The sequence below is a fragment of the Kosakonia quasisacchari genome, assembly GCF_004331415.1.
In the GTDB taxonomy this organism is placed as follows: Bacteria; Pseudomonadota; Gammaproteobacteria; order Enterobacterales; family Enterobacteriaceae; genus Kosakonia; species Kosakonia quasisacchari.
On record NZ_SJOP01000007.1, the window covers coordinates 206,613 to 226,067 of the forward strand.

A 19,455-nucleotide genomic window follows, 5' to 3' on the forward strand; every position below is an offset into this window, starting at 1 on the left:
ATGCTTACGCTCTCGCTGGTTAATCTTTATGACCAGGTGAACCAGTATTTCTGGCCGTGCCTGCGCATGCTCGCCCTGTTCGGTGCGGCACCGATCTTCAGTGAAAAACAGATGAGCGCGCGGTTAAAAGTCGCGCTGGCGTTGATCACTGCTTTTCTTGTCGCCCCGCAACTGCCGCAGAGCAACATTGCGATCGCTTCGTTTGACGGCTTTTGGGCCTGTTGTCAGCAACTGATTATCGGTATCGCTATCGGGCTTGCGGTACAGCTGATTTTCGTGGCGGTACGCCACGCAGGCGAGATTATCGGTATGCAGATGGGCCTCTCTTTCGCCATGGTTTATGACCCCAGCGGTGGCCCGAGTATGCCGGTCGTTTCACGGCTGCTGAACCTCTTTGTCACGCTGCTGTTTCTGACCTTCAATGGCCATCTTTATATGCTGGAAGTGGTGGCGAACAGCTTTGAGGCTTTCCCGATTAGCGCCGCGCCGCTCGGTCATGAAGGATTTATGGCGATGGTCAAAGCAGGCAGCCTGATCTTTCGCTACGGCTTAATGCTGGGCCTGCCGGTTATCACCTTATTGCTGTGCCTCAACCTGACAATGGGATTGCTCAATCGCCTGACGCCGCAGCTTTCGATTTTTGTGATCGGTTTTCCGCTTTCTTTAACTGTCGGCATGGTAGCCATGTCGCTGGTGATGTACACGCTTGCACCCTTCTTTGAAAACATGATGGCGGGCATTTTTGACCATCTGTTTGTGATCCTGACAGGATTCAAATAACGCCGGAAGGGACGTTTTTAATCATCGCAATTTGTCACTGGATGTGACGCTGAGTAGGTAAAGGACTATGAGTGAAAAAAAGGCAGTTAGTATCGCTAACGTTCTGATTTACAGTGAAGATGTGTTTTCGACACTGGGATTAACCACGCTGATTAAGTTTTATCGTCCTAGCTTGCGCATTAGCCATATCGCAAGCCCGGAAGACGCGTATGCAGTATCCTGCAATAAAGTGCGCTTTGTGATTGCAGTTGCCACGCAGACCACCAATCTGATGTCGTTGATGAACACTATGCAGTATTTGCGTGAAGCGAAGCCTGATGTGCCCTGCCTGTTGCTGAGCGACGATCTTGACCCTGTTTTGCCCGCCTTGATGCCGGATATTCCGACCCTGTGTCTCAATACGCCCATTCGGCACATTTATGAGTCAATCAGCCGTTTGCTGTCGCGTAAAGGGACAGTATCGCTGCGGTATCCCGCGCTCCCGCTTTTAACACAGCGCCAGCGCGAGGTGCTTTGTCTGTTGGCTTCCGGAGCCAGCGCACAGGATGTTTCTACCGAACTTGGGATCAGCCTGAAAACGGCCTACGTTCACCGGCGCGATATCCTTATGCGGCTTAACATCAGTCCGAGTTATTATCGTGGTGTATTTACTGCCCGCTTGTCATAACGGGCGCAAATAACAGAAAGACAACAGCCTCGCCTGCTCAACGTGATGCTGACCAGGCGAGGCTGCTATTGGCGGCTTGAAGATGTTTTTGCCCCGACTGGGGGCAAAATCATGCCATTACTGCAATGTGGTGGGTGCGCCAGCCGCGAAGTTGAGCAGCGGGCTACGTTTCAGCGCGCGTGACGGTGGCACGCAGAGGCTGCAGGTAAAGCCGTTGAACATGTGCTCCGGCGTGGTGATAAAGCTGCCACCACAACAATCGCACTGCGTCTGTTTGAGCATGCCGCCGTCGATAAAGCGTAACAGCGTCCATGCACGGGTTAACCCCAGCACCGGTTCTTCATTTTCTTCAGCCAAACCGTGTTCCATATAAATACGGTAGGCTTTCAGCATCAATTCGACCGTGCGTCCTGGTTCGACCTTCTGCAAATACAGATAAATATTATAAAAAATGGACGAGTGAATATTCTGTTCCCACGCCATATACCAGTCGGCGGAAAAAGGCAGCATACCTTTCGCCGGTGAATCCCCTTTCAGCTCTTTATAAAGCTTTAACAGTTTTCTGCGGCTAAGGCTGGTTTCACTCTCCAGCACCTGCATTCTGGCGCCGAAATTAATCAACTGCATGGCAATATGCGTATCTTTAATTTCCGACATAATGCTTTTTTCTTGCAACATTGAGTCTTCCATTAAGCCGCCTCGCTGCCATCTTGATTGAGGGTATTAAGCAGATTGCTCGACAAAATAATGCCGGTATGCAAACGCTGAAGCGCATCAATTCGCGAATCTTTGGTCAGGCAGTTGATCATCACATCATCATCAATACGCAACCGGCTAATCAGCTGACCAGAAGTGGACAGTTTAATCAGTTGCGGCAGTGACAAGCTGCGTAAGGTTTCCATCGTGGTTTCGTTTAAACCGAGGCGGAAACCGGCTGCAATTTTATCTTCACGAATCAGACGCTGTGCCAGTAATAAATAGGACAGGTTCAGATCCTGGATAGACTGCATTTGTTCGTCAAAATTTTGTTCGTTCATAAAGTTGCTCCCGCAAAAAACAGGCGATGCGCTGTCTTTCGCTGTTATTTAAAAATTAAATATGCGAGCAACCACTTCATTTCGATATTAATTAAAAATACTAAAAGGTAAATCTTTTAACAGCTTTAATATAATTGTGCAGGAGATTATATTATGTCCCTGCTTAAATCTTTGTTTCCAGGACTTTTCCTGACAACGGAAATAAGTTTACACAAAAGGGGGCATGCGAACAATCGAAATAATGCGGAAAAAATAGGCGATTCGTCGAATTGGATTTTTGTTATTTATTTTTAATCAATTAATTCAAGTGGTTGCTTGCTTTGTAAAGAATTTTAATAACTTTAGTTACATAATGCAGTAATGCCAATGGAGATACGATTTTTCTAACGGGTTTAATTTATCTTGTTGAAAGTAATCTATAAATTATTAAGATTTTAGAGAATGAGAATGATTTTATTCTAATATTAATTAATTACATGAAATTAACAATTTGATCTGTATGTTTCACATATAAGAAAAATCACAACGCTTATTTAAAAAGTTGAACAAAGTCGATGCAAATAAAAACGACCTGTATAAGTTTTTCCTTACTTTGCGCTAAATGGATAAGGGCAAGCCGTGAAAGTTAACACTGACTTGCCTGAAATAGCAGGGTCATGAACGCGTTAGTGCGAAGGGTTAAAAGGCTGCAGCAAAGGGATCGGACAGCACTACCGCTTTCTGCACTTCAAGTAGCGGCTCTGATAGCGAGAGATCTTGCGTTTCGGCAATCTTCTCTATACGCGCTTCTGGTTCCGTTTGCTCGTCAAAAAACTCTGCGGCTCTATCGAGATCCAAAGAGAAATAGATGCCTTTAGCGCTACTAATAGTGACGGTGCGCATTGCCAGCAGCAGTTGCAAAAAACCGGCATCGGTATGGCTGACTTTGCTAACCCAGGCTTTCACCACTTCTTCGCTCGCAATATCTCGCCACGCGTAGAGATAACTTAATAATTGCGGAGCAGCCAGGAGCTGACTCTTCACACTCTCGCGCTCCATGCGTTCGGCGAGCGTTGTACGTAATGCTGCGAGCTCGTGGACGGAAAATGGCGACAGATCGGCTGAATCGTTTTCACGCGGTTTGAAAAGGCTGCTGTAAAACTGGACTATCCAGTAGAACGCCTCGCCATTTTTTATCCGCTCCTCAATAAACGTGCATAAACGGACGTGATCCTGGTTATGTAGTTGCTTTGTCAATTGTAAGGCCAGTACGCCAGTGCCGGATTCTTGCATGCGGTATAACGCATCCCGTTGCTTGAATTTTTCTTCAATAACATCAGCTCGCTGGAAGAAAAAATTGAGCAGCCCGTACAATTGTTCGGGTTTTGCTTTCGCGATAACACCCGGAGTGAGGCGGGTGACGATATGCTCAAACCAGGTCTGCGTAGAGACGCCTTTGCTGTGAATTTTGCCGAGCAGATACTGAGCGAGCTGCTCTTCGTCGTTGCCAGCCATCGATAAAACCTCCTCAATGGCCGATTCCGGCAGTACGTTTTGCGGCGCGGAAAAAGAAAAGTAATAGCGCCAGTAGCCCGCGCTGCCGAGACGTCGTAGCGCTGCCATTTCTTCTCGTCTGCTCTCATTTATTTCCATGAACAGACTGGCCTCTTTTTCGCTGCTGCCTTGCACGCCGGGCACCCAGCGGCCAAGCGTCCAGACATTGCGACCCGAAGCGTATTTGAACAAAGCGAGTTTATTAACCAGATCGCCCGCCATTGCGTTCTGGTCTTCGTTGTTAATGGTTCCGTCACCGGCTTCGACAATAGAGCGCTCGGTGAGATAGTGTTCGACCCAGTCATGCAGGCCTGGGTTAACTACGCGCAGTAACTGCAAAAAGCAGAGATCGGGAAAATAGACATAATCGCGCATCGCCGGGTAGCGAAACTGTAATGCGTTTAATGCCAGGCGGACTTCACGCGGCGTGGAGAACTCGTTGCCATAGGCATCCACCGCTTTATTCAGCACTGAAATCGCTTCTTCATCTAAATCGCGTCCCTGAATTTTTTTATACAGTTCAAGCGCGCCGGCCAGGAATTCCCGGTGCAGGTCGAACGCTTCCGGGCGCGGCAGGCTGAACGAGAGTTGCACGATTTTTTGCAGGTATAAGCGCCCATCAGTGACGCCAAGTCCGTGCTCGATGGCTTTTGCCAGCACATCGCGGTCGTAGCACATCACGTAACGAAAGCGGGGGAAATCCGCGACCGAACGTACCATACGCAAGATTTCGACGGCTTGTGCCGGTTCCAGCCGATCGAGATCGTCGAGAATAATAATAAATGTCAGCTCAAGTTCTTCCAGACTGCTTTCAATTTCAGCGCGCAGATCGGCGGCACTTTTCTCGCTGTCTGAGCCGAGCTTTGTCAGCGCTTCAGTAACCTTATCCACGCCACCCAGAAGCGGGATGATACTCGCCATATCTGCCAGCGGTTGGGCGAGCCTGGCGGTCGAGCGGACATAGCGCAACACACGATCTTTTGTCTCATTCAGCGTCTTTTTTGCGCTCTTAATCTTCTGTTCTTCTTCAGGTAATGTGCGAGTTTGCTCCTGATCCAGGATCAGCGCGACGGGAATTAAAAGCGACGCGACCGGGCTTACACTGTCGCCATTAAGCCAGGGAGAGATATGCAGCACATGTGTCTTCTGATCCCGGGTTTGCTTGAGTTCATTAAGGAGTAAATTTATAAGGCTCGTCTTCCCTGAGCCCCAAACACCTTCGATACCAATGACGGCGGAACCTTCATCGTCCATTGCCTGGATTGCCTGCGCTAGCCCTTTGGCCACCGCCGTCAGCCCGTAACGATCTTCATCCTCGTTCTTTACCGGTGCGTCCGGGCCAACCAGACCATATCTTCCATCTGTTTTCATTTTGATACCTGTTCCATTCATTCATCCAGATCACGGCACAGGGAAACAGCCGTGCCGGGCACGACATTTCCATGCATGTTTTCAATTTATCCGTCGCATACGCTTATTAAGGGAGTGTCTTGAGAAAAAAGACAAGCCACAACCTATGAAATGTAGGAGGGGCTTCGAGTCTGGTCGTAAATGAGATAGTGAATGTTATTTAACAGTTTGAATATTAATGAATTATTGGCGTGGGTTGAGCGGGAAGGGAAAACAAAAAGCCCGCAGGGCTTGCGCAGTGGGGCTCTTAGGGCTTGTTGACGTCCCTGTAATGAGATGCTCTGACCTGAGCCCCGAGGATGAGATATAGCACTCAGTGAGTCATACCGGTTCTGAACAGACTTATCAGTCTGTTCAGACTGGAAACCTTACGGGACTCTATGTTAATCCTGATATTTCCCGGGCATCATTCTTTTTAACGTGTTATCTCGCCATATATAGTGATGCATTAGGGCTGCCGCTGCATGCAAACCAATGATGAAATAACCAGTGTTAGCCAGTAACTCATGAACTTCCTTCAGGTTGTGTTGCAAAAGACTATTTTTTACGGATGCCACCGGCATATTTATAAAAAGAAAACTCCACCCTTTCTGACCAAAATAGAGCGACACGACCCCAAGAATCGGAAGTAAGATGAAAAGCGCATATAAAACAAAATGCACAACAACAGCACTGAGTTTCTGCCATTGGGGCAGCGGTGGAACAACCGGTGGCTCCGGGGTGAGAAACCTGAATATCATTCTGACCAGCATCAGAATAAGTACACTGACACCACAAGTGTAATGTGTGATGCTCATCCAGTAACGTTCTGCAGAATCTTTAGGGAAAATATCCCTGAATTCCATCGCAGCGTATGTTATGACGATAAGCAGTAACACCAGCCAGTGTAATGCTATCTGACTACCCGAATATTTTTTCATTTTGATCTTTCCTGAGAATTAAACGATCTTCTAAGCCAATACCTGGCCTGCGAGTGTGCCTGCTCCCATCGATAAAGCCATAGCCATTGCACTCCAGAAAGTGATTCTAAGCATTGCTTTCAGTGGTGACGCTTTGCCCACAACCGATGAGATATAACCAAGGAGGGTGAGTGAAAATAGAGTGGAAAGGATGACGAACGGGAAAACCAGTGTGGCGGGTGCTAACCATGCAACAATCAAAGGCAACACGGCTCCGGCAGAAAAACTGAGCGCCGAAAAAATGGCCGCCTGAAGAGGTTGTGCCGAATTCGTTTCCGTCAGTCCTAACTCTTCGCGGGCATGTGCGTCCAGCGCATCCTTAGCCATAAGCTGCTGTGCAACCTGGCGAGCAAGCCCAGGCTCCAGCCCCCGCTGAATGTACAACGACGTAAGCTCCAGTACTTCTCCTTCATAATCGGCAACCAGCTCTCTTTTTTCCTGGGCGAGGGCGGCGTTTTCTGTATCCGTCTGGGATGAAACGGAGACATATTCTCCTGTTGCCATCGACATCGCACCGGCGACGAGCCCGGCAATCCCCGCCAGCAAAATACCTGATGACGTGGTACCTGCCGCCGCGATACCAAGAACGAGACTCGCGGTGGATACAATGCCATCATTTGCCCCCAGCACCGCGGCCCTTAACCATCCCACTCTTCCGATACTGTGTAGTTCCAGATGCATTGTCAGGTTGTCCTTTTAATCAATAATTAATAATTCACACATTACTGATATATAAAATGCTGCATTACCAGATAATTTATTCTTTCAGCCTTAACGTCACATTAAGATTGGATAAGTATAATCTTAAATCTGTTTTTTTATTTCCTGGAATATTAATATGCGTAATGATAATGGGTGTCATGATCGTTCAGCAATGGCACGAAAAAGCACATTTATCAGCGTTGTTGTTAATTTGGTTTTATCGCTCATGCAGATTCTAACGGGTATATTTTCAGGATCTCAGGGATTAATTTCTGATGGTATTCATTCTCTTTCTGATTTAGTTGCTGATTTTGTCGTATTGCTTGCCAATAAAAAAAGCCATAAACCTTCTGACAGCGATCACCATTATGGGCACTGGCGGTATGAGAACGGTGCGTCAATGCTTCTTGGGATAATGTTAATCGCCGTAGGTGCCGGAATGTTGTGGTCCGCTACCGGTAAATTGCTGCATCCGACGGCGTTTGCTGCGGTGCATGTCGGAGCCTTGTGGGTGGCGCTGGCCGCATTGATAATAAAAGAAGGGCTGTTCCGGTATATGCTCAGGGTGGCCAGGCGTGTCCAGTCCTCCTTGCTCGCTGCAAATGCATGGCATGCCCGTTCTGACGCTGCATCATCTGTTGTTGTCGCTGTTGGTATTATCGGCACCCTGGCAGGATATCCGTGGTTCGATACAGCGGCTTCTCTTTTAGTCGGAGTGCTGATACTCCGTATGGGATACTCGTTCACTTCTGATTCACTACATGACCTGATGGACCGCTCTGCCGATATAGATAAGGAACATGAAATAAAAACTATTCTTCTTTCCACACCGGGTGTGGCTGGTTTGCATGATCTTAAAACGCGCAAGGCAGGAGATCATATCCTGGTTGATGTGCATCTTGAGGTTCCGGAATATCTGTCTGTCAGGGAGGGACACGAAATTGCGGTAGCAGCACGGGAGAGAGTTTTGCAAAAGAACAACATTCTCAACGTCATGGTACATATTGATCCGTTTTCAACAAACCCTGAACGTTGTTGTATGTAGGATTAAGTACGATGACAATATTGGGTTGTTATGTTTGCTCCGAGCGAGAAGCAGGCGCCTTACGCCTCGACTTGTCCTCTTTGTGTACACAGAGTGCGGTATCAGTTCATCATAGAGGACGTAGTCCGCTTCCTTGGGTTTAGCTGATTCGATTTCCTTAACGGATAGAGGTGCTGGTTTGTCTTGCCATTGCGCTGGCGGAGTCTGAATTGATGCTGTAATTGTTTGAAATATTTAATCTAATGTCTGGTTCAACTTTCCTTAGGTGCCTATATAGGTGCCTAAAAATTTTTTCACTCCTTTTGATGAGAAAAAGATGAGAAAAGAAGATGGGATAGAGACTGTGCGAGGTGATATCAAGTTGAGTAGCCACACTGAAAAAAAGAATGGCCGCGATCAATAACCTGTTTGACTGCTTCAATTTTAACTCTTCGGGATAACGTTTACCGCTCATGGGCACCTCTCTTTAAGTCATCTTAAATGGAATGATTCCGAGGTGTCTGTTAAACCCGTGGCGATTCATGTTGATGCTTTTATGTCTTCATCATGGAACCCGGGTGATCTGGCTCTAACAGCGTGTTTGTGTGATGAAGAATTTAAAATACTTAAGCGAGTGGCGCAATCTCACGGAGGGAAAAAATATTTATATAAAATTGAGAGTGACCTTGAACGACTTGATGCTGATAGGAAAATTCATGTGAAACGTATTATTGCTGAGTTTCTTCATGAGTAAAAAAATAGTTCATGAAGTATATCCGTTTCCTGAAAGAAGAGGGGGAGCCTATAATAAAATATTACTTGTCCCTAATCTGAGATATGATCGACCTGTGATTTGAAGTAAATAACCTGCTCATCTATCTCTGACCCCCGCTACATCTGCAACGTATGGCAGATGTAGCGGGAGAAACATAAAGCGTCATTTACTTTTTCTGACTGCACCAGTACTTTTCTGTTGATGTCTGGTTGCTTTTCCCTTCTCAATAAGCTCCCCTATCTACGTTTTTCTGATGCAATCCTCAAAGCCTCACATACCTTTTCCCGAAGACCAGTTGGCAATTCAATTGTAACTTCCACTTTTTGTTCAAACCAGACTGTCAGATTTTATTGTGATTTATCTACGAAATCTGCAGAGCCGGTTTGAGCCAATGCACTATTACCAATAATACTCACCAATAAAACTAGCCCAGCCAGAAGCTCAGGCTATAAGTTTTAGCTCTCTTTTTCCGTTTTCAACAATACTCCCGCTGTCAGCCTTGCTTACCAAATCAGCCCACCATTGCATCATCGGACGACGTTGCTCAAGGTAATCGCTGCGATTGTAAGCTCGTCGTACCTCATTTTTGTCCACATGAGCCAGTGCAGCCTCTATGACATCTGGCGGAAATCCTTGCTCATTGAGCGCTGTGCTGGCAATAGAACGCAAGCCATGAGAAACGAGAACGCCGCCTAATCCAGCACGCTTAAGTGCTGCATTCACTGTCTGGCTATTCATCGGCTGGGTTGGTTTGATGCGACTCGGAAAGATAAATTCTCGGCCATCACTGAGAGACTTCATTATTTCCAGAATAGCAAGAGCCCCATCTGATAATGGAACCGTATGGTCTCGATTTATCTTCATTCGAGCTGCTGGAATTTTCCATTCGTTAACATCAAAATCGATCTCATCCCATCGCGCTTCAGCGGCTTCGGCAGGGCGGGTAATGGTGAGAAGCTGCCACATAAACAGGCATCGTGTAGACAGGCTGATACTTGCCGTACGCATCGTTTGCATTAACTGCGGTAGCTGATCTGGGCGGATACTTGGCATGTTTTTCTTCTGCGGTTTCTCGAATGCTTTTCCGATGTTGACACTGGGCACCGCATCAATCAGGCCTGTGTTCTGGGCATAGATCATGACCTCATTAATGCGTTGGCACAGGCGACGAACGGTTTCCAGTGCTCCTCTGGCCTGAACCGGTTGGACGGCCTGAACCAGTGTGTGAGCTTTAATATCTGTAACGCTAACGTCGCCAATTGCAGGAAAGACATCTCTTTCAAGAGAGCGCCAGATATCGTCGGCATAGTCCTCGGTTACGCTGGCTTTCTTCACATTCCACCATCGTTCAGCTACGAGCTGGAAAGTATTGGTTTTGGCTTCCAGCGAACTGCGAAGTTGTTCTTGCTGATGTTCCTGAGGGTCGATTTGTTTCGCCAGAAGAGAACGAGACTCTGCCCGGTAGTTTCTGGCATCGGCAAGGGTAACTGACGGGTAGGGGCCGATGCTCTTCTTCGCTCGTTTCTTGGTAACAGGGCGAATGTAGCGAAACTGCCAGATTTTACTCCCGCTGGATTTGATAAGTAGCTCAAGGCCATCGCCATCATAGAGAACGTAGTCCGCTTCCTTGGGTTTAGCAGATTCGATTTCTTTAACGGATAGAGGTTTGGTTTGTCTTGCCATTGCCGGGTTTCCATAGTTTTAGGCACCTCAAAAACAATAAAGCTTTATGAGGTGCCTAACAAGGTGCCTAAAAGTTTCGGATTTAATTAGTTCTCTTCGGACTTCGCGGGACAAATTGAGGGCACAAAAAGCCCGCAGGGCTTGCGCCGTGCGGGCTCTTAGGACTTCATCGGATGACTCTGGTAATCACCGATGGAGAATTTTGGTGGAGCTGGCGGGAGTTGAACCCGTGTCCGAAATTTTGCAACTAACTGAAAGCTAAATATTTATTTTCAGTTATATTTTCTGCGGCTCTTTTACGGCTCCTTTCGTGTCCCGCCGCCGACCAGCCTGGGTCTTTTTTCTGTGTTACCGTCGTACTCTTTTAAATACGATCCGTAATGCCTGAAAAGCATTTCTGGCCCTTTGTGCCCCATCTGGCCAGCGAGCCAGAAAAGGTTGGCGCCCTGGCTGATATGACGGGTCGCGAATGTGTGCCTGGTTTGATACGGATTTCGGTAACGTATACCGGCCTTTCGCAACGTCGGCACCCACGCTTTTTTGCGGATAGCGTCAGCGCTCGCCCAGGGTTTATTTGTTTTCGGATCCTCAAATATTGTTGCGTCCTTCATGAAGGTGAAAGCTTTCTGTGATGTCAGCACCGCCATAGCCTGATCGTTAAGTTCAACCTTTCGTGTTCCCGCCTTTGTTTTTGTCCCTTTAATCACCCCTACGACACTGGCGCTCTGAATGTGGGCCGTTTTCCCGATAAAATCGATGTCGCGCCAGCGTAAAGCGCAGAGTTCTGAACTCCGTAAACCGGTCTGAATAGCGAACATGAACAGGTTTTCCCACTGCTTGTTACCGGATGAAGAGAGAAGGGCATCCACTTCAGCAGGTGAAAGGGGATCGACTATATAGTCACTGTCAGAGTTGGCCTTATCGCTTTGATACCGGGAAGCGGTGACCAGCGATACCGGGTTAATCTGTAAGACGCCATCGGTTACCGCCTCATCAAGAGCAGATCGCAAAAAAGAAAGCTGGTTTCTGATGGTCTTCAACGTCGTTGTCCGGTTCTGGATCCAGGATTTCATTGCCGCCGGCGTCAGTTCACTTGCCGGAAATGAATGAAGATCACTCAAAGCACTGCGGCATTTTTTATAACCGCCAATGGTTGATGGTGATAACTTCCGTGTTTCGCATATTGACAGGTACTCATCAAGGTACATTTTTACTGTTTTACCAGTAGAGGCATTACCGAATATTTTCAGTCTTGCCGAACGGGGAAAATATTCGGCATAAATAAAAGAACCACGTTCGATTTTATTATGAATTTCGCCGAGCATTCTCTCGGCGTATTTCAGGTTTTTATTATTCACTTCCAGATTTGAAAGGGGCTCACGACATTTAACCCCTTTATAGGTGAAAGTAATATTGATCGTCTCTCCCTGGCTGTGTTTCCTTATGGTCACACCGCGCGGGAGCTTTGGCGATTCTGTCTTGCCCATTTAGCAACCTCACTAAGATCAATCCATCTTTCCTTAACACCTTCCACTTTCAAAACCTGGACACCCTCAAACCAAACGCCTCGCTGTAAACGTTTATTGATGGCCTCTGCTGTTTCTCCGGTTTCTTTGCAATACGTCGAGATGGGAACACAATCGAGGTTCAGCATAGATTCTCCACACCGGCTGCAACCGGTTATTTCAGTCTGTATGCACATGACGAGCAGCCAAGCCTGGTGCCGTCGTTACACTTCAAGCAAATTTCAGGTTCGCTGGTGGACGGAGCCACCAGTTTCATGATCGGGGCAGGGACGAGCACCGGCATCGGTACACGAAATATCTGCCGCCGCAGTGCTGCGATCTCGTCGGCCTGCTCAAGCAGCCGCGCTTTGCAGTCCATTGCTTCCTCTCGCCACCACCACAAATCAGCTTTAAGGCGGCGCGTGCGCCGCTGTTTGAGTTTGCTGGGCATTAGTCGTCCTCGTCCCAGTATTCATCGTCATCGTCATCAACACATGTGAAATTTAGAAGGGGATTTGTTGCCGCCAGCATTTCACTGGCGGCTCCACGGCGTTGAAGTCTGCGCAGCGCTTCGTAAAGCTCGAATGCTTCGGTGCGCTCATCGCCAATATCAAGAGAGCATGCGACGCGGTGCGCAGCAGTGACAATGGTTTCTAACTGGTTTCGGATATCCTGAATAGTTTCCACCTCACACCTCCTGCTCAGGCGCTGCCGGGAGTGGCATCCAGTGGGTTGGATAGCATTCAAGATTGCAATCGTGAGAAACGCCATATGCCCAGCAACCAAAAGAATACCATGCAACATACTGCTCATTTTCACTTCGGTCATACACGAGAACTCTGACGCCCTCATCAGGCATACGATCGCTGCACTTAATCCATCCGGTGGGCGCTGCCGGGGCTGCGGCGAGCATTGCGCGATATCCCTTTTGCATACCACCTGTTTGAACACCTTCGACATGCGCGTCGATCATTTCCTGAGTAGGCTCAACCGGAACCAGCTTCCACCAATCCGGCACCGTAGCCGCCGTTACAGGTTCGGCTTTGAGCATAGCGGTGCGGTGAGATTCCAGAAGATGCCCGGCTCGCATCATCATCTTTCTGTGCTTGTAAGGCGCAGGCTCACCGACATCCATCTCGTAAGCAATCATTGCATTGACCATTTCCTGCAATGCGCTATACCACTCGTCATCCACCAGCGCTGGCGGTGCGGCGTAGAGTGGCTCTGGATTACCGATATACAATTGAGCCTGTTCTAACGTGTGACATAGTATCCCCTTGCATTCCCACGCCACCGGCTCGCTGCTCATTCCCTCAAGTAGTCCCACCATTGCGCACATAGTGTCTTCGCCAACTTCGAACATGCCGGATGCGTTCTGGCTGCATTCAATGAGCGACTGTTTTAACTCTTCCCGGCTCAGTTGTGCTGTCATGGTTTGGTTACCTCGCCTTTGCCTGCACACTGATCCATTACATTAGCGATACCTTGCATAAGTGCGGATGCTTTTGTAACTGCATCTGTCAGTTCTGGTGACGCGCCGCATTTTTCGATGGCCTGACACACTTCATATGCCTGTTTAATCAGCGGATGTTTGCTGATATCGATTGCTACGTTGCTCAGTTGTGCTGTCATTTGTAAGCCCTCCCGGTGATGCGTTCGCGCCATGTCAGTTTGCGCTGAGCAATAGTTTCCGCGTCACGAACAGTCAGCACCACACATGCTGTTTTGTTGAAGTCGCCGTTTCTTTTGTGGGCAATAGCACAGGCCTCGATATCAGCTTGCTTCTCATCTGCCGCGTTAAGTTCGATTATGTTGAAACCCTTGCTGTCCATAAACCAGTTGTGAATTACTGCGATGTAGCGAGCCATCTTCACTCCCCCACTTCTAGATTGATGCCAGCGGCAAGTTCCAGAATCCACTCAACCCATTCTTTTCGCTGCCAGTAAACAGGCTCATCATCACCGGGTATCATCATTTCATGATGCTTCGCGTGGTTGATTGAGCCTATGGCGCTAACTAACTCAGCAATCCGCTTCTTGTCGGCGTCACGCTCTGCCAGCATGGCGAGTAATGACATACAGCTAACCATCACCCCACCAGCATCATCAGGGCGCATAGCCTTCTGTTTCAGCTTCAGCGCTATCTCGTCGTTGTTAGTCATGCTGCCTCGTCCTCTTCGGCTGGTTTGCAGAAAATACCGCACTCAAAATCAAGATCCTTTATCGGACGTCCTACGGCATCTGGCAGAAGCTCATCAAGGTAGATACGCTCACCGCCATATCTGACCAGACGAGCGCCAAGGCGGCGTGATTGTTCTGCCCGATGAGCAAACACATCAGGATGCACGCGCCTTACTAAATTCCAGTAAGTGGGGGATGTGGCTTTTACGCAGCCGATACAATTGGCGTTTGGGTAGCCAAGGTGATAAATGCGCGGCAGCTGAATCCCGGCTTCCAGTAGAATGCGGAAGCAATCACCTTTGGTGTATCCGGCATCAATCAGGACTGGCAGCAAATTTTGCCTTTCATTTTTGATGAAATTGTCTGCGCGATGTGACTCATCGGCAGTAAAACCGAGGACGATATGATCTGAGCGGTTACTGAGCTCCCAGTGTTTTCTGGCGAGTTTTTTTAGAGCTTTGGTGCATGGTGCGCCAGCTATGCCAGACATGTATCGCTGATGCTCCCACACTTCTACAGCACTGGCATTTGGGAACATAGGATTAACTACTGACTCGATTTCAACACCCAGCCATTTTTCAACGTCGCGCAAGAACCGGGCATTATCTGAGTCCTCTTCAGCCACTGGATTATTCAGCACGCGGATATCGTGCGTCTGCCCGTATTTTTCGATAGTCATTTTTGCTGCTACTGCGCTGGCGGCTCCGCAAGAAAACCAGACGGCTATGATCTCTTTCATCGTCCTTCTCCTGCGTTGCCTTTCACCGCCCGCAGCGCAGCTTTGTAGCTGGCCTTGGCTGCTTTTTTAGTGGTGCACCAGTCACCCTTCACGTCGACGTAGGTATCCCAGTAGATGCGAGAGCGCCGGAACATGCGGTACTCGTATTTCCCCTTGAATCGGTCAACTGTGCGGCACTCATATTCCGGTAACTGGATGCCGAGCCATTCGCCAAACGATTCGCAAACTTCGGAGTGCAGGTATTCGTCATAGCGGGTTGGCTTCTTTGGCTGAGGAAGCGCAGAAATAGCTACCGCCTGGCCTGCATCTGTGACCTGATAAACAACATCACCGCATGACCATGCTGGCGCAGGGGACGACTTTGCTAATCCCTGCTCAACCAGTTTTTGCCACTCTGTGTTATCAGGGTGATCACCACCTGCGAGAAAGTAATTGCGGTATGGTTCACGCTGGCGCTCATTGATGCCGAGGGCGTGTTGCATCAGTTCGATTCCTGTGCTCACGATTGCACCCCCTTCACCTGCTCAGACTGGCTGCGGAGCTGGGCGGCGAAGTCAGTGCAATAGTGATGCAAATCGCATGTATCTTCTGGAGCAGATTCGATTTCTTGAATAGAATCCCTTAGCATCTCCACCCCTTCTGCGCGCAGGGAGGCGAGGACAGTCTCTGTTGATACATCGATAGCGAGGTTTGGATAGATGCCTTTCACTACGTCCTTCAGCGCCACATTCTCCGCCACGACAGAATCGCGCTCCGCAGCCAACTGCTTAACCTGCTCGCGTGATTCGCACAACGCCGCAAACTGAACATCCAGGCGGTCAGCCATTTCAGTCATTAGCTTCGCTGCTGCTGGTGGAAGAGTAGGAGCAGTAATGCGGGCATCAGCGATAAGCTCTTTAGCATTCAGGCGCATTGGCGTGCCTCCTGCAATTCCTTAAAGCGATTCATGAAGAGGGCATAGGCTTGCCCTGGGCGGAGAGGGTTAATCTGTATCAGGTCAGTTGCCGGGATGTTTTCCAGAATTGCCCAGGTGGTGCCGTCATCGATATCCAGATCACGGCGCTCGGTCGCAAACATGGTGAGGTCTGCATATTTGACGACAGGTGTATGCTCGCGAGGCAGCCCGAACTTCTGGCGGATCATTTCGTCAACCAGAGCCTCGATGCGCTGGTAGTCAGGCAGCAGTGCTTTCAGTGGTGCGGGAATGTCCTGCACATAGGCTTCGGCAGCATCGTGCATCAGCGCTTCAAACGCGTGCTCAACCGGCACGATGTGGCTACACAACACTGAGTGCTGCGCCACGCTGTAGAATTCCGGCAGATGACCGTTAAAGCGGCAGACATTAGACAGGGCATTAGCGATATCTTCGATATCAATGTCGCTGGCGGTGGCCGTCAGGTAGTCAAACTTTTTGCCAGTGAAGGTACGAATAAAGGTTTCTTTCATTGCGTTGTATCTCCTGTGCGCGCTGCAACGCGCCAAATTTAGGTTGCAGCAACCCAACCCATTGACATGGGTTAAGTCGCTTTTTTTGCTATAGCTTGGCTTCGCCGCCGAGGGCAGTAATCAGGTCAGTGAGTAACTGGTTAAGTTCGCCGGTCATCAATACAAAGTCAGCATCAAAGCGCTGTGAGGCATCTTCACGGTCAATGTCATCGTTCTGGCTTATCAGCTCGTCGGAGAATTTGAGCCGTTTAATACTGAAATCGTCGCCCAGCACGAACTGAACGCGGTTTTGCCAGTCAAGAACCACTTTCGTTACCAGCTTCCCGGCGTCAAGGTGAGTGCGGATCTCATCGGAAAACAGATCCTGTTTTTTGAATCGCCCGATACCACCATCCTCCAGCACAGCTTTAAGCTCAGCCTCAGCTCCAAGCGCAAGGCCGGATGGAATAGCGCCGGAACGCACCCATTCAGTCATGGTTAATTCAGCCGGCGTTTCGAGAGTCAGAGGAACAACCGGAAGCGAACCGAGAGTTTTACGAAGGAGCGCCAGCGCATCTTCAGCCCGGCGTGCGCTGGCTGAATCGACAATTACCAGCGCATTTGAGGTATTCACCCAGATCCTGACTGTTGAATTTTTGGTGAAAGCGCGAGGTAGCAGTGAGTGAAGCACATCATCGCGAAGTGAGTCTTTCTCGGTCTTTTTCAGACGGCGCCCCTGCTCGCTTTCAAGGCGGCTAATACGCTTGGTGAGTTCGTCTTTAACAACCTGAGAAGGTATTATTTTTTCCTCACGGCGGATAGCCAGCAGCAACTGTCCGCCAACAAAATGGAAAAGTTGATCTGAAATTTCACCCAGCGGAGATACCCAGCCAGCTTTAGCCATGTTCTGGCTACCACAGGGTGTAAAGCGGAAGTCTTCTAACTGCTTAGCCAGATCTGAAGTGTTCCCGGCATCGATAATTTGCACATCGCGGCTCAGGCGGTAGGACATAATGTTTTTGAAAAAATGGTGATTCATTTTGCGTTCCTCTGTGCGCCGCTGCAAAGGCGCTACGGGTTAGTATCTCCACACAACACAGGAGAGCACCTGCGGTGAGAAGCCGCCCGACGGGATTGGGGAATGAGCCGTCCCGGCGGTGATGCTCTCTTGTGTTGTGTAAAAAATTGCGGCGCCCTCACGGGAAAGATCAGACGCCGCCAAAGATTACAGCTGGCATTTTTTTTGGTTGTGACACCGGGGCGCTACTCCCGCTTACTTCCCGCCGCTCTGTTTTAGGTATTGGTAGCCAGTTGCTGCTACTCAGCCGATTTACGGGTCTTTGCGTCGGCCGGCGCTGCATCGCGCTTACGAACATCACAACTGGTAGCGCACTCCCGCTTAATCACACCTGCCACCCATAACTGATGAGAGAAGGAGTGCGCTTTCATGTTGTGAGCCGGGATTCCACCGGCGCCCATCTGTTTTTTAAGCCACTCAGATATCGTCTGGGCTGTGCCGTCTATTCCGGCTGCCACACCGAACCGCCACGATGGTGAATCGCTCAGGCCGAAGTACGGGGCTGGCTTGCACATTCCGGCTACCCGCTGGATCGGGATACTGTCAAAGGAATCCCCGGACCGCTAACGACGCATGTGCCATACACCGACGAATTGAATGTAGGATAACTTACCTTATCGTGTCAATATAAAAAGTAGGAAATCTTACATTAATAGGTAAAAAAAAGCCGCACTTGGCGGCTTTGGTTGAATTGCGGATCTTTTCAGAGGTCGGTAACAACCTGTTTAACGACGCCGACAATACGGCAGTTTCCATTTACCTCAAGCACTCGATAATTTGGATTCAAAGGGACAAGGTATTTCATCGGTCCATCGATAACGAATTTTTTCAATGTCGCCTCAGTGGAACCTTCAATCTGAGCTACCACAATCCGGCCGTTAACTTCGTATGGGCTACCATAATCCGGATCAACTATCACTAAAGAGCCCTCTGGGATACTTGGCGCTCCATTTGGATTAGTCATTGAATCGCCACGTACTCTCAGCGCGAATCCCTCATCAGAAAGGTTTGCAGTTGTATAAATCCATTCAGAAACATCACCTTGTGTTATTGGCGATGCAGATTCAGTCCATTCACCAGCCTGAACCCAAGTCAGGACAGGGATTTGCTTCACTCCAAATTTATCTGTAGGGCTTAACGCTGGTGCATCACTTTCAGGATCGCCAACACCATCAATGAGCCATTGTGGATTGCATTTTAGAGCAGCAGCCAGCGCCTGAAGGTTAGAACCACCAGGAGCATAATCACCAGATTCCCAGCCAGTGACTGTTACACGGTTAACGCCAACGAGCTTCCCTAAAACAGCCTGAGTCAGCTTTAGCTCTTTACGGCGTGAGCGAATGCGATCATTCATTTTCATGTAGGCAATCCTACCATTTATCTATGTAGGAATCCTTGACCTCTATATGTAAGATATCCTACTATTCAGATGTTCCCATTTACTACATGAGAGGGTCATATGAACAAAGACGAAGTGCTTTCTTACTTCGGCGGTGTGAGCAACCTTGCGAGGCTGCTGGGTATTTCTCACGCATCAGTTTCAGGCTGGGGAAATGTAATTCCAAAAGGTCGCGCTTTTGAAATCCAGACCATCACCAACAACGCGTTAAAGGTCGATCCGACGCTTTACGCAAAGCCTAACGAAACGGCTGCTTAACCGTAACTACCAAAGGGAAAACAACATGGTAGAGCACAGTTTGAAAGAAGTGGTTAAGGCGATGTGTAAAGCCTATCCCGGTGGACGTGAAGCCATGGCCGGTGCGCTTGGCATGACCGCCACGCAGTTCAATAACAACCTTTACGAGAAAAACGGTTGCCGGTTTTTCGAAGTGACAGAGCTGGAAGCGATGGAGGACTTATCGAATACCTCATTCCTGGCTGATTACTTTGCGAAGCGCCGCGGTTGTCTGCTGGTGGAAGTCCCAACCTTTGAAGATCTCGATCGCGTCGACCTTTTT

General features: G+C 48.8%; 26 protein-coding genes and 2 pseudogenes. 6 read left to right on the forward strand and 22 right to left on the reverse strand.

The genetic code is table 11. The features are described 5' to 3' along the window. Window positions 1–780: a flagellar biosynthetic protein FliR gene (fliR, locus tag E0L21_RS09960; RefSeq protein WP_131409009.1), complete on the forward strand. Its 780-nt coding sequence runs from the start codon at window positions 1–3 to the stop codon at window positions 778–780. 67 nt (window positions 781–847) lie between these two features. Continuing rightward, window positions 848–1,447 (forward strand): helix-turn-helix domain-containing protein, encoded by a 600-nt coding sequence (locus E0L21_RS09965; protein ID WP_131409011.1) that lies wholly within the window; start codon window positions 848–850, stop codon window positions 1,445–1,447. 117 nt (window positions 1,448–1,564) lie between these two features. On the opposite strand, the gene flhC is transcribed toward E0L21_RS09965, so the two are convergent. The 5 genes from flhC to E0L21_RS09990 all read right to left on the reverse strand — a co-directional run bounded on the left by flhC (window position 1,565) and on the right by E0L21_RS09990 (window position 7,067). Next, window positions 1,565–2,122: a flagellar transcriptional regulator FlhC gene (gene flhC, locus E0L21_RS09970; RefSeq protein ID WP_165501897.1), complete on the reverse strand. Its 558-nt coding sequence runs from the start codon at window positions 2,120–2,122 to the stop codon at window positions 1,565–1,567. Window positions 2,123–2,136: 14 nt separating this feature from the next. Beyond that, window positions 2,137–2,484, reverse strand: coding sequence for a flagellar transcriptional regulator FlhD (flhD, locus tag E0L21_RS09975; protein WP_131409015.1), 348 nt, complete (start codon window positions 2,482–2,484; stop codon window positions 2,137–2,139). 678 nt (window positions 2,485–3,162) lie between these two features. Continuing rightward, window positions 3,163–5,388: a KAP family P-loop NTPase fold protein gene (locus tag E0L21_RS09980; protein WP_165501895.1), complete on the reverse strand. Its 2,226-nt coding sequence runs from the start codon at window positions 5,386–5,388 to the stop codon at window positions 3,163–3,165. A gap of 422 nt (window positions 5,389–5,810) precedes the next feature. Next, window positions 5,811–6,347, reverse strand: coding sequence for a cytochrome b561 (cybB, locus tag E0L21_RS09985; protein WP_131409019.1), 537 nt, complete (start codon window positions 6,345–6,347; stop codon window positions 5,811–5,813). A gap of 30 nt (window positions 6,348–6,377) precedes the next feature. Next, window positions 6,378–7,067: a VIT1/CCC1 transporter family protein gene (locus E0L21_RS09990; protein ID WP_131409021.1), complete on the reverse strand. Its 690-nt coding sequence runs from the start codon at window positions 7,065–7,067 to the stop codon at window positions 6,378–6,380. Between the two features lie 157 nt (window positions 7,068–7,224). Here E0L21_RS09990 and E0L21_RS09995 point away from each other — a divergent pair, with 157 nt between their 5' ends. Next, a complete protein-coding gene (locus E0L21_RS09995; RefSeq protein ID WP_131409023.1) occupies window positions 7,225–8,133 on the forward strand; it encodes a cation diffusion facilitator family transporter in 909 nt (302 codons plus the stop codon). Between the two features lie 108 nt (window positions 8,134–8,241). Here E0L21_RS09995 and E0L21_RS25480 read toward each other — a convergent pair. Both E0L21_RS25480 and E0L21_RS10000 read right to left on the reverse strand, forming a co-directional pair. Further along, window positions 8,242–8,323 (reverse strand): annotated as a pseudogene (locus E0L21_RS25480) (integrase arm-type DNA-binding domain-containing protein); the annotation flags it as partial. Between the two features lie 144 nt (window positions 8,324–8,467). Further along, window positions 8,468–8,593, reverse strand: a pseudogene (locus tag E0L21_RS10000) (transposase); the annotation flags it as partial. 36 nt (window positions 8,594–8,629) lie between these two features. Here E0L21_RS10000 and E0L21_RS10005 point away from each other — a divergent pair. Then, complete coding sequence (locus E0L21_RS10005) at window positions 8,630–8,866, forward strand: hypothetical protein (RefSeq protein WP_131409025.1); 237 nt, start codon at window positions 8,630–8,632, stop codon at window positions 8,864–8,866. A gap of 462 nt (window positions 8,867–9,328) precedes the next feature. On the opposite strand, the gene E0L21_RS10010 is transcribed toward E0L21_RS10005, so the two are convergent. From E0L21_RS10010 to E0L21_RS10080, 15 genes are all read right to left on the reverse strand, one after another. After that, window positions 9,329–10,570, reverse strand: a complete 1,242-nt coding sequence (locus E0L21_RS10010) for an integrase (RefSeq protein WP_131409027.1) — start codon at window positions 10,568–10,570, stop codon at window positions 9,329–9,331. Window positions 10,571–10,866: 296 nt separating this feature from the next. Then, window positions 10,867–12,057 (reverse strand): site-specific integrase, encoded by a 1,191-nt coding sequence (locus tag E0L21_RS10015; RefSeq protein ID WP_131409029.1) that lies wholly within the window; start codon window positions 12,055–12,057, stop codon window positions 10,867–10,869. Further along, complete coding sequence (locus E0L21_RS10020) at window positions 12,018–12,224, reverse strand: excisionase (RefSeq protein WP_131409031.1); 207 nt, start codon at window positions 12,222–12,224, stop codon at window positions 12,018–12,020. Before E0L21_RS10020 ends, E0L21_RS10015 begins: the two co-directional genes overlap by 40 nt. A gap of 26 nt (window positions 12,225–12,250) precedes the next feature. Continuing rightward, window positions 12,251–12,526 (reverse strand): hypothetical protein, encoded by a 276-nt coding sequence (locus tag E0L21_RS10025; protein WP_131409033.1) that lies wholly within the window; start codon window positions 12,524–12,526, stop codon window positions 12,251–12,253. Further along, window positions 12,526–12,762, reverse strand: a complete 237-nt coding sequence (locus tag E0L21_RS10030) for a hypothetical protein (protein WP_131409035.1) — start codon at window positions 12,760–12,762, stop codon at window positions 12,526–12,528. The genes E0L21_RS10025 and E0L21_RS10030 overlap by 1 nt, the downstream gene beginning before the upstream one ends. Window position 12,763: 1 nt before the next feature. After that, window positions 12,764–13,507 (reverse strand): DUF551 domain-containing protein, encoded by a 744-nt coding sequence (locus tag E0L21_RS10035; RefSeq protein ID WP_131409037.1) that lies wholly within the window; start codon window positions 13,505–13,507, stop codon window positions 12,764–12,766. Further along, complete coding sequence (locus E0L21_RS10040; RefSeq protein ID WP_131409039.1) at window positions 13,504–13,707, reverse strand: hypothetical protein; 204 nt, start codon at window positions 13,705–13,707, stop codon at window positions 13,504–13,506. The genes E0L21_RS10035 and E0L21_RS10040 overlap by 4 nt, the downstream gene beginning before the upstream one ends. Beyond that, window positions 13,704–13,943 (reverse strand): hypothetical protein, encoded by a 240-nt coding sequence (locus tag E0L21_RS10045; protein ID WP_131409041.1) that lies wholly within the window; start codon window positions 13,941–13,943, stop codon window positions 13,704–13,706. Before E0L21_RS10045 ends, E0L21_RS10040 begins: the two co-directional genes overlap by 4 nt. Window positions 13,944–13,945: 2 nt before the next feature. After that, the gene (locus E0L21_RS10050) at window positions 13,946–14,236 is read right to left on the reverse strand and encodes a hypothetical protein (RefSeq protein ID WP_131409043.1); all 291 of its coding nucleotides are present in this window, start codon (window positions 14,234–14,236) and stop codon (window positions 13,946–13,948) included. After that, a complete protein-coding gene (locus tag E0L21_RS10055) occupies window positions 14,233–14,994 on the reverse strand; it encodes a hypothetical protein (protein WP_131409045.1) in 762 nt (253 codons plus the stop codon). Before E0L21_RS10055 ends, E0L21_RS10050 begins: the two co-directional genes overlap by 4 nt. Then, window positions 14,991–15,497, reverse strand: coding sequence for a hypothetical protein (locus tag E0L21_RS10060; protein WP_131409047.1), 507 nt, complete (start codon window positions 15,495–15,497; stop codon window positions 14,991–14,993). The genes E0L21_RS10055 and E0L21_RS10060 overlap by 4 nt, the downstream gene beginning before the upstream one ends. Then, the gene (locus E0L21_RS10065) at window positions 15,494–15,907 is read right to left on the reverse strand and encodes a hypothetical protein (protein WP_131409049.1); all 414 of its coding nucleotides are present in this window, start codon (window positions 15,905–15,907) and stop codon (window positions 15,494–15,496) included. The genes E0L21_RS10060 and E0L21_RS10065 overlap by 4 nt, the downstream gene beginning before the upstream one ends. After that, window positions 15,898–16,440 carry an HD family hydrolase gene (locus E0L21_RS10070; protein ID WP_131409051.1) on the reverse strand — a complete coding sequence of 181 codons (543 nt, stop codon included), beginning with the start codon at window positions 16,438–16,440 and terminating at the stop codon, window positions 15,898–15,900. Before E0L21_RS10070 ends, E0L21_RS10065 begins: the two co-directional genes overlap by 10 nt. A gap of 88 nt (window positions 16,441–16,528) precedes the next feature. Continuing rightward, a complete protein-coding gene (gene rdgC / locus E0L21_RS10075; RefSeq protein ID WP_131409053.1) occupies window positions 16,529–17,458 on the reverse strand; it encodes a recombination-associated protein RdgC in 930 nt (309 codons plus the stop codon). A 742-nt stretch (window positions 17,459–18,200) separates the two neighbouring features. Next, window positions 18,201–18,857 carry a LexA family protein gene (locus E0L21_RS10080; RefSeq protein WP_131409055.1) on the reverse strand — a complete coding sequence of 219 codons (657 nt, stop codon included), beginning with the start codon at window positions 18,855–18,857 and terminating at the stop codon, window positions 18,201–18,203. Between the two features lie 99 nt (window positions 18,858–18,956). Here E0L21_RS10080 and E0L21_RS10085 point away from each other — a divergent pair, with 99 nt between their 5' ends. Then, a complete protein-coding gene (locus tag E0L21_RS10085) occupies window positions 18,957–19,154 on the forward strand; it encodes a Cro/CI family transcriptional regulator (RefSeq protein WP_131409057.1) in 198 nt (65 codons plus the stop codon). A gap of 25 nt (window positions 19,155–19,179) precedes the next feature. Further along, window positions 19,180–19,455, forward strand: a 276-nt coding sequence (locus E0L21_RS10090) for a YmfL family putative regulatory protein (RefSeq protein ID WP_328590659.1), incomplete at its 3' end; no start/stop codon positions are given.

Excerpts from the sequence above, each read along its gene's own strand:
- E0L21_RS10020 (WP_131409031.1), bottom strand. The coding sequence starts at position 12,224 with ATGCTGAACCTCGATTGTGTTCCCATCTCGACGTATTGCAAAGAAACC.
- E0L21_RS10065 (WP_131409049.1), bottom strand. The coding sequence starts at position 15,907 with ATGCGCCTGAATGCTAAAGAGCTTATCGCTGATGCCCGCATTACTGCT.
- E0L21_RS10080 (WP_131409055.1), bottom strand. The coding sequence starts at position 18,857 with ATGAAAATGAATGATCGCATTCGCTCACGCCGTAAAGAGCTAAAGCTG.
- E0L21_RS10050 (WP_131409043.1), bottom strand. The coding sequence starts at position 14,236 with ATGACTAACAACGACGAGATAGCGCTGAAGCTGAAACAGAAGGCTATG.
- E0L21_RS09980 (WP_165501895.1), bottom strand. The coding sequence starts at position 5,388 with ATGAAAACAGATGGAAGATATGGTCTGGTTGGCCCGGACGCACCGGTA.
- E0L21_RS09995 (WP_131409023.1), top strand. The coding sequence starts at position 7,225 with ATGCGTAATGATAATGGGTGTCATGATCGTTCAGCAATGGCACGAAAA.
- E0L21_RS10055 (WP_131409045.1), bottom strand. The coding sequence starts at position 14,994 with ATGAAAGAGATCATAGCCGTCTGGTTTTCTTGCGGAGCCGCCAGCGCA.
- E0L21_RS10045 (WP_131409041.1), bottom strand. The coding sequence starts at position 13,943 with ATGGCTCGCTACATCGCAGTAATTCACAACTGGTTTATGGACAGCAAG.
- cybB (WP_131409019.1), bottom strand. The coding sequence starts at position 6,347 with ATGAAAAAATATTCGGGTAGTCAGATAGCATTACACTGGCTGGTGTTA.
- E0L21_RS09990 (WP_131409021.1), bottom strand. The coding sequence starts at position 7,067 with ATGCATCTGGAACTACACAGTATCGGAAGAGTGGGATGGTTAAGGGCC.
- E0L21_RS10015 (WP_131409029.1), bottom strand. The coding sequence starts at position 12,057 with ATGGGCAAGACAGAATCGCCAAAGCTCCCGCGCGGTGTGACCATAAGG.
- fliR (WP_131409009.1), top strand. The coding sequence starts at position 1 with ATGCTTACGCTCTCGCTGGTTAATCTTTATGACCAGGTGAACCAGTAT.
- rdgC (WP_131409053.1), bottom strand. The coding sequence starts at position 17,458 with ATGAATCACCATTTTTTCAAAAACATTATGTCCTACCGCCTGAGCCGC.
- E0L21_RS10025 (WP_131409033.1), bottom strand. The coding sequence starts at position 12,526 with ATGCCCAGCAAACTCAAACAGCGGCGCACGCGCCGCCTTAAAGCTGAT.
- E0L21_RS10035 (WP_131409037.1), bottom strand. The coding sequence starts at position 13,507 with ATGACAGCACAACTGAGCCGGGAAGAGTTAAAACAGTCGCTCATTGAA.
- E0L21_RS09965 (WP_131409011.1), top strand. The coding sequence starts at position 848 with ATGAGTGAAAAAAAGGCAGTTAGTATCGCTAACGTTCTGATTTACAGT.
- E0L21_RS10040 (WP_131409039.1), bottom strand. The coding sequence starts at position 13,707 with ATGACAGCACAACTGAGCAACGTAGCAATCGATATCAGCAAACATCCG.
- flhD (WP_131409015.1), bottom strand. The coding sequence starts at position 2,484 with ATGAACGAACAAAATTTTGACGAACAAATGCAGTCTATCCAGGATCTG.
- E0L21_RS10010 (WP_131409027.1), bottom strand. The coding sequence starts at position 10,570 with ATGGCAAGACAAACCAAACCTCTATCCGTTAAAGAAATCGAATCTGCT.
- E0L21_RS10070 (WP_131409051.1), bottom strand. The coding sequence starts at position 16,440 with ATGAAAGAAACCTTTATTCGTACCTTCACTGGCAAAAAGTTTGACTAC.
- E0L21_RS10085 (WP_131409057.1), top strand. The coding sequence starts at position 18,957 with ATGAACAAAGACGAAGTGCTTTCTTACTTCGGCGGTGTGAGCAACCTT.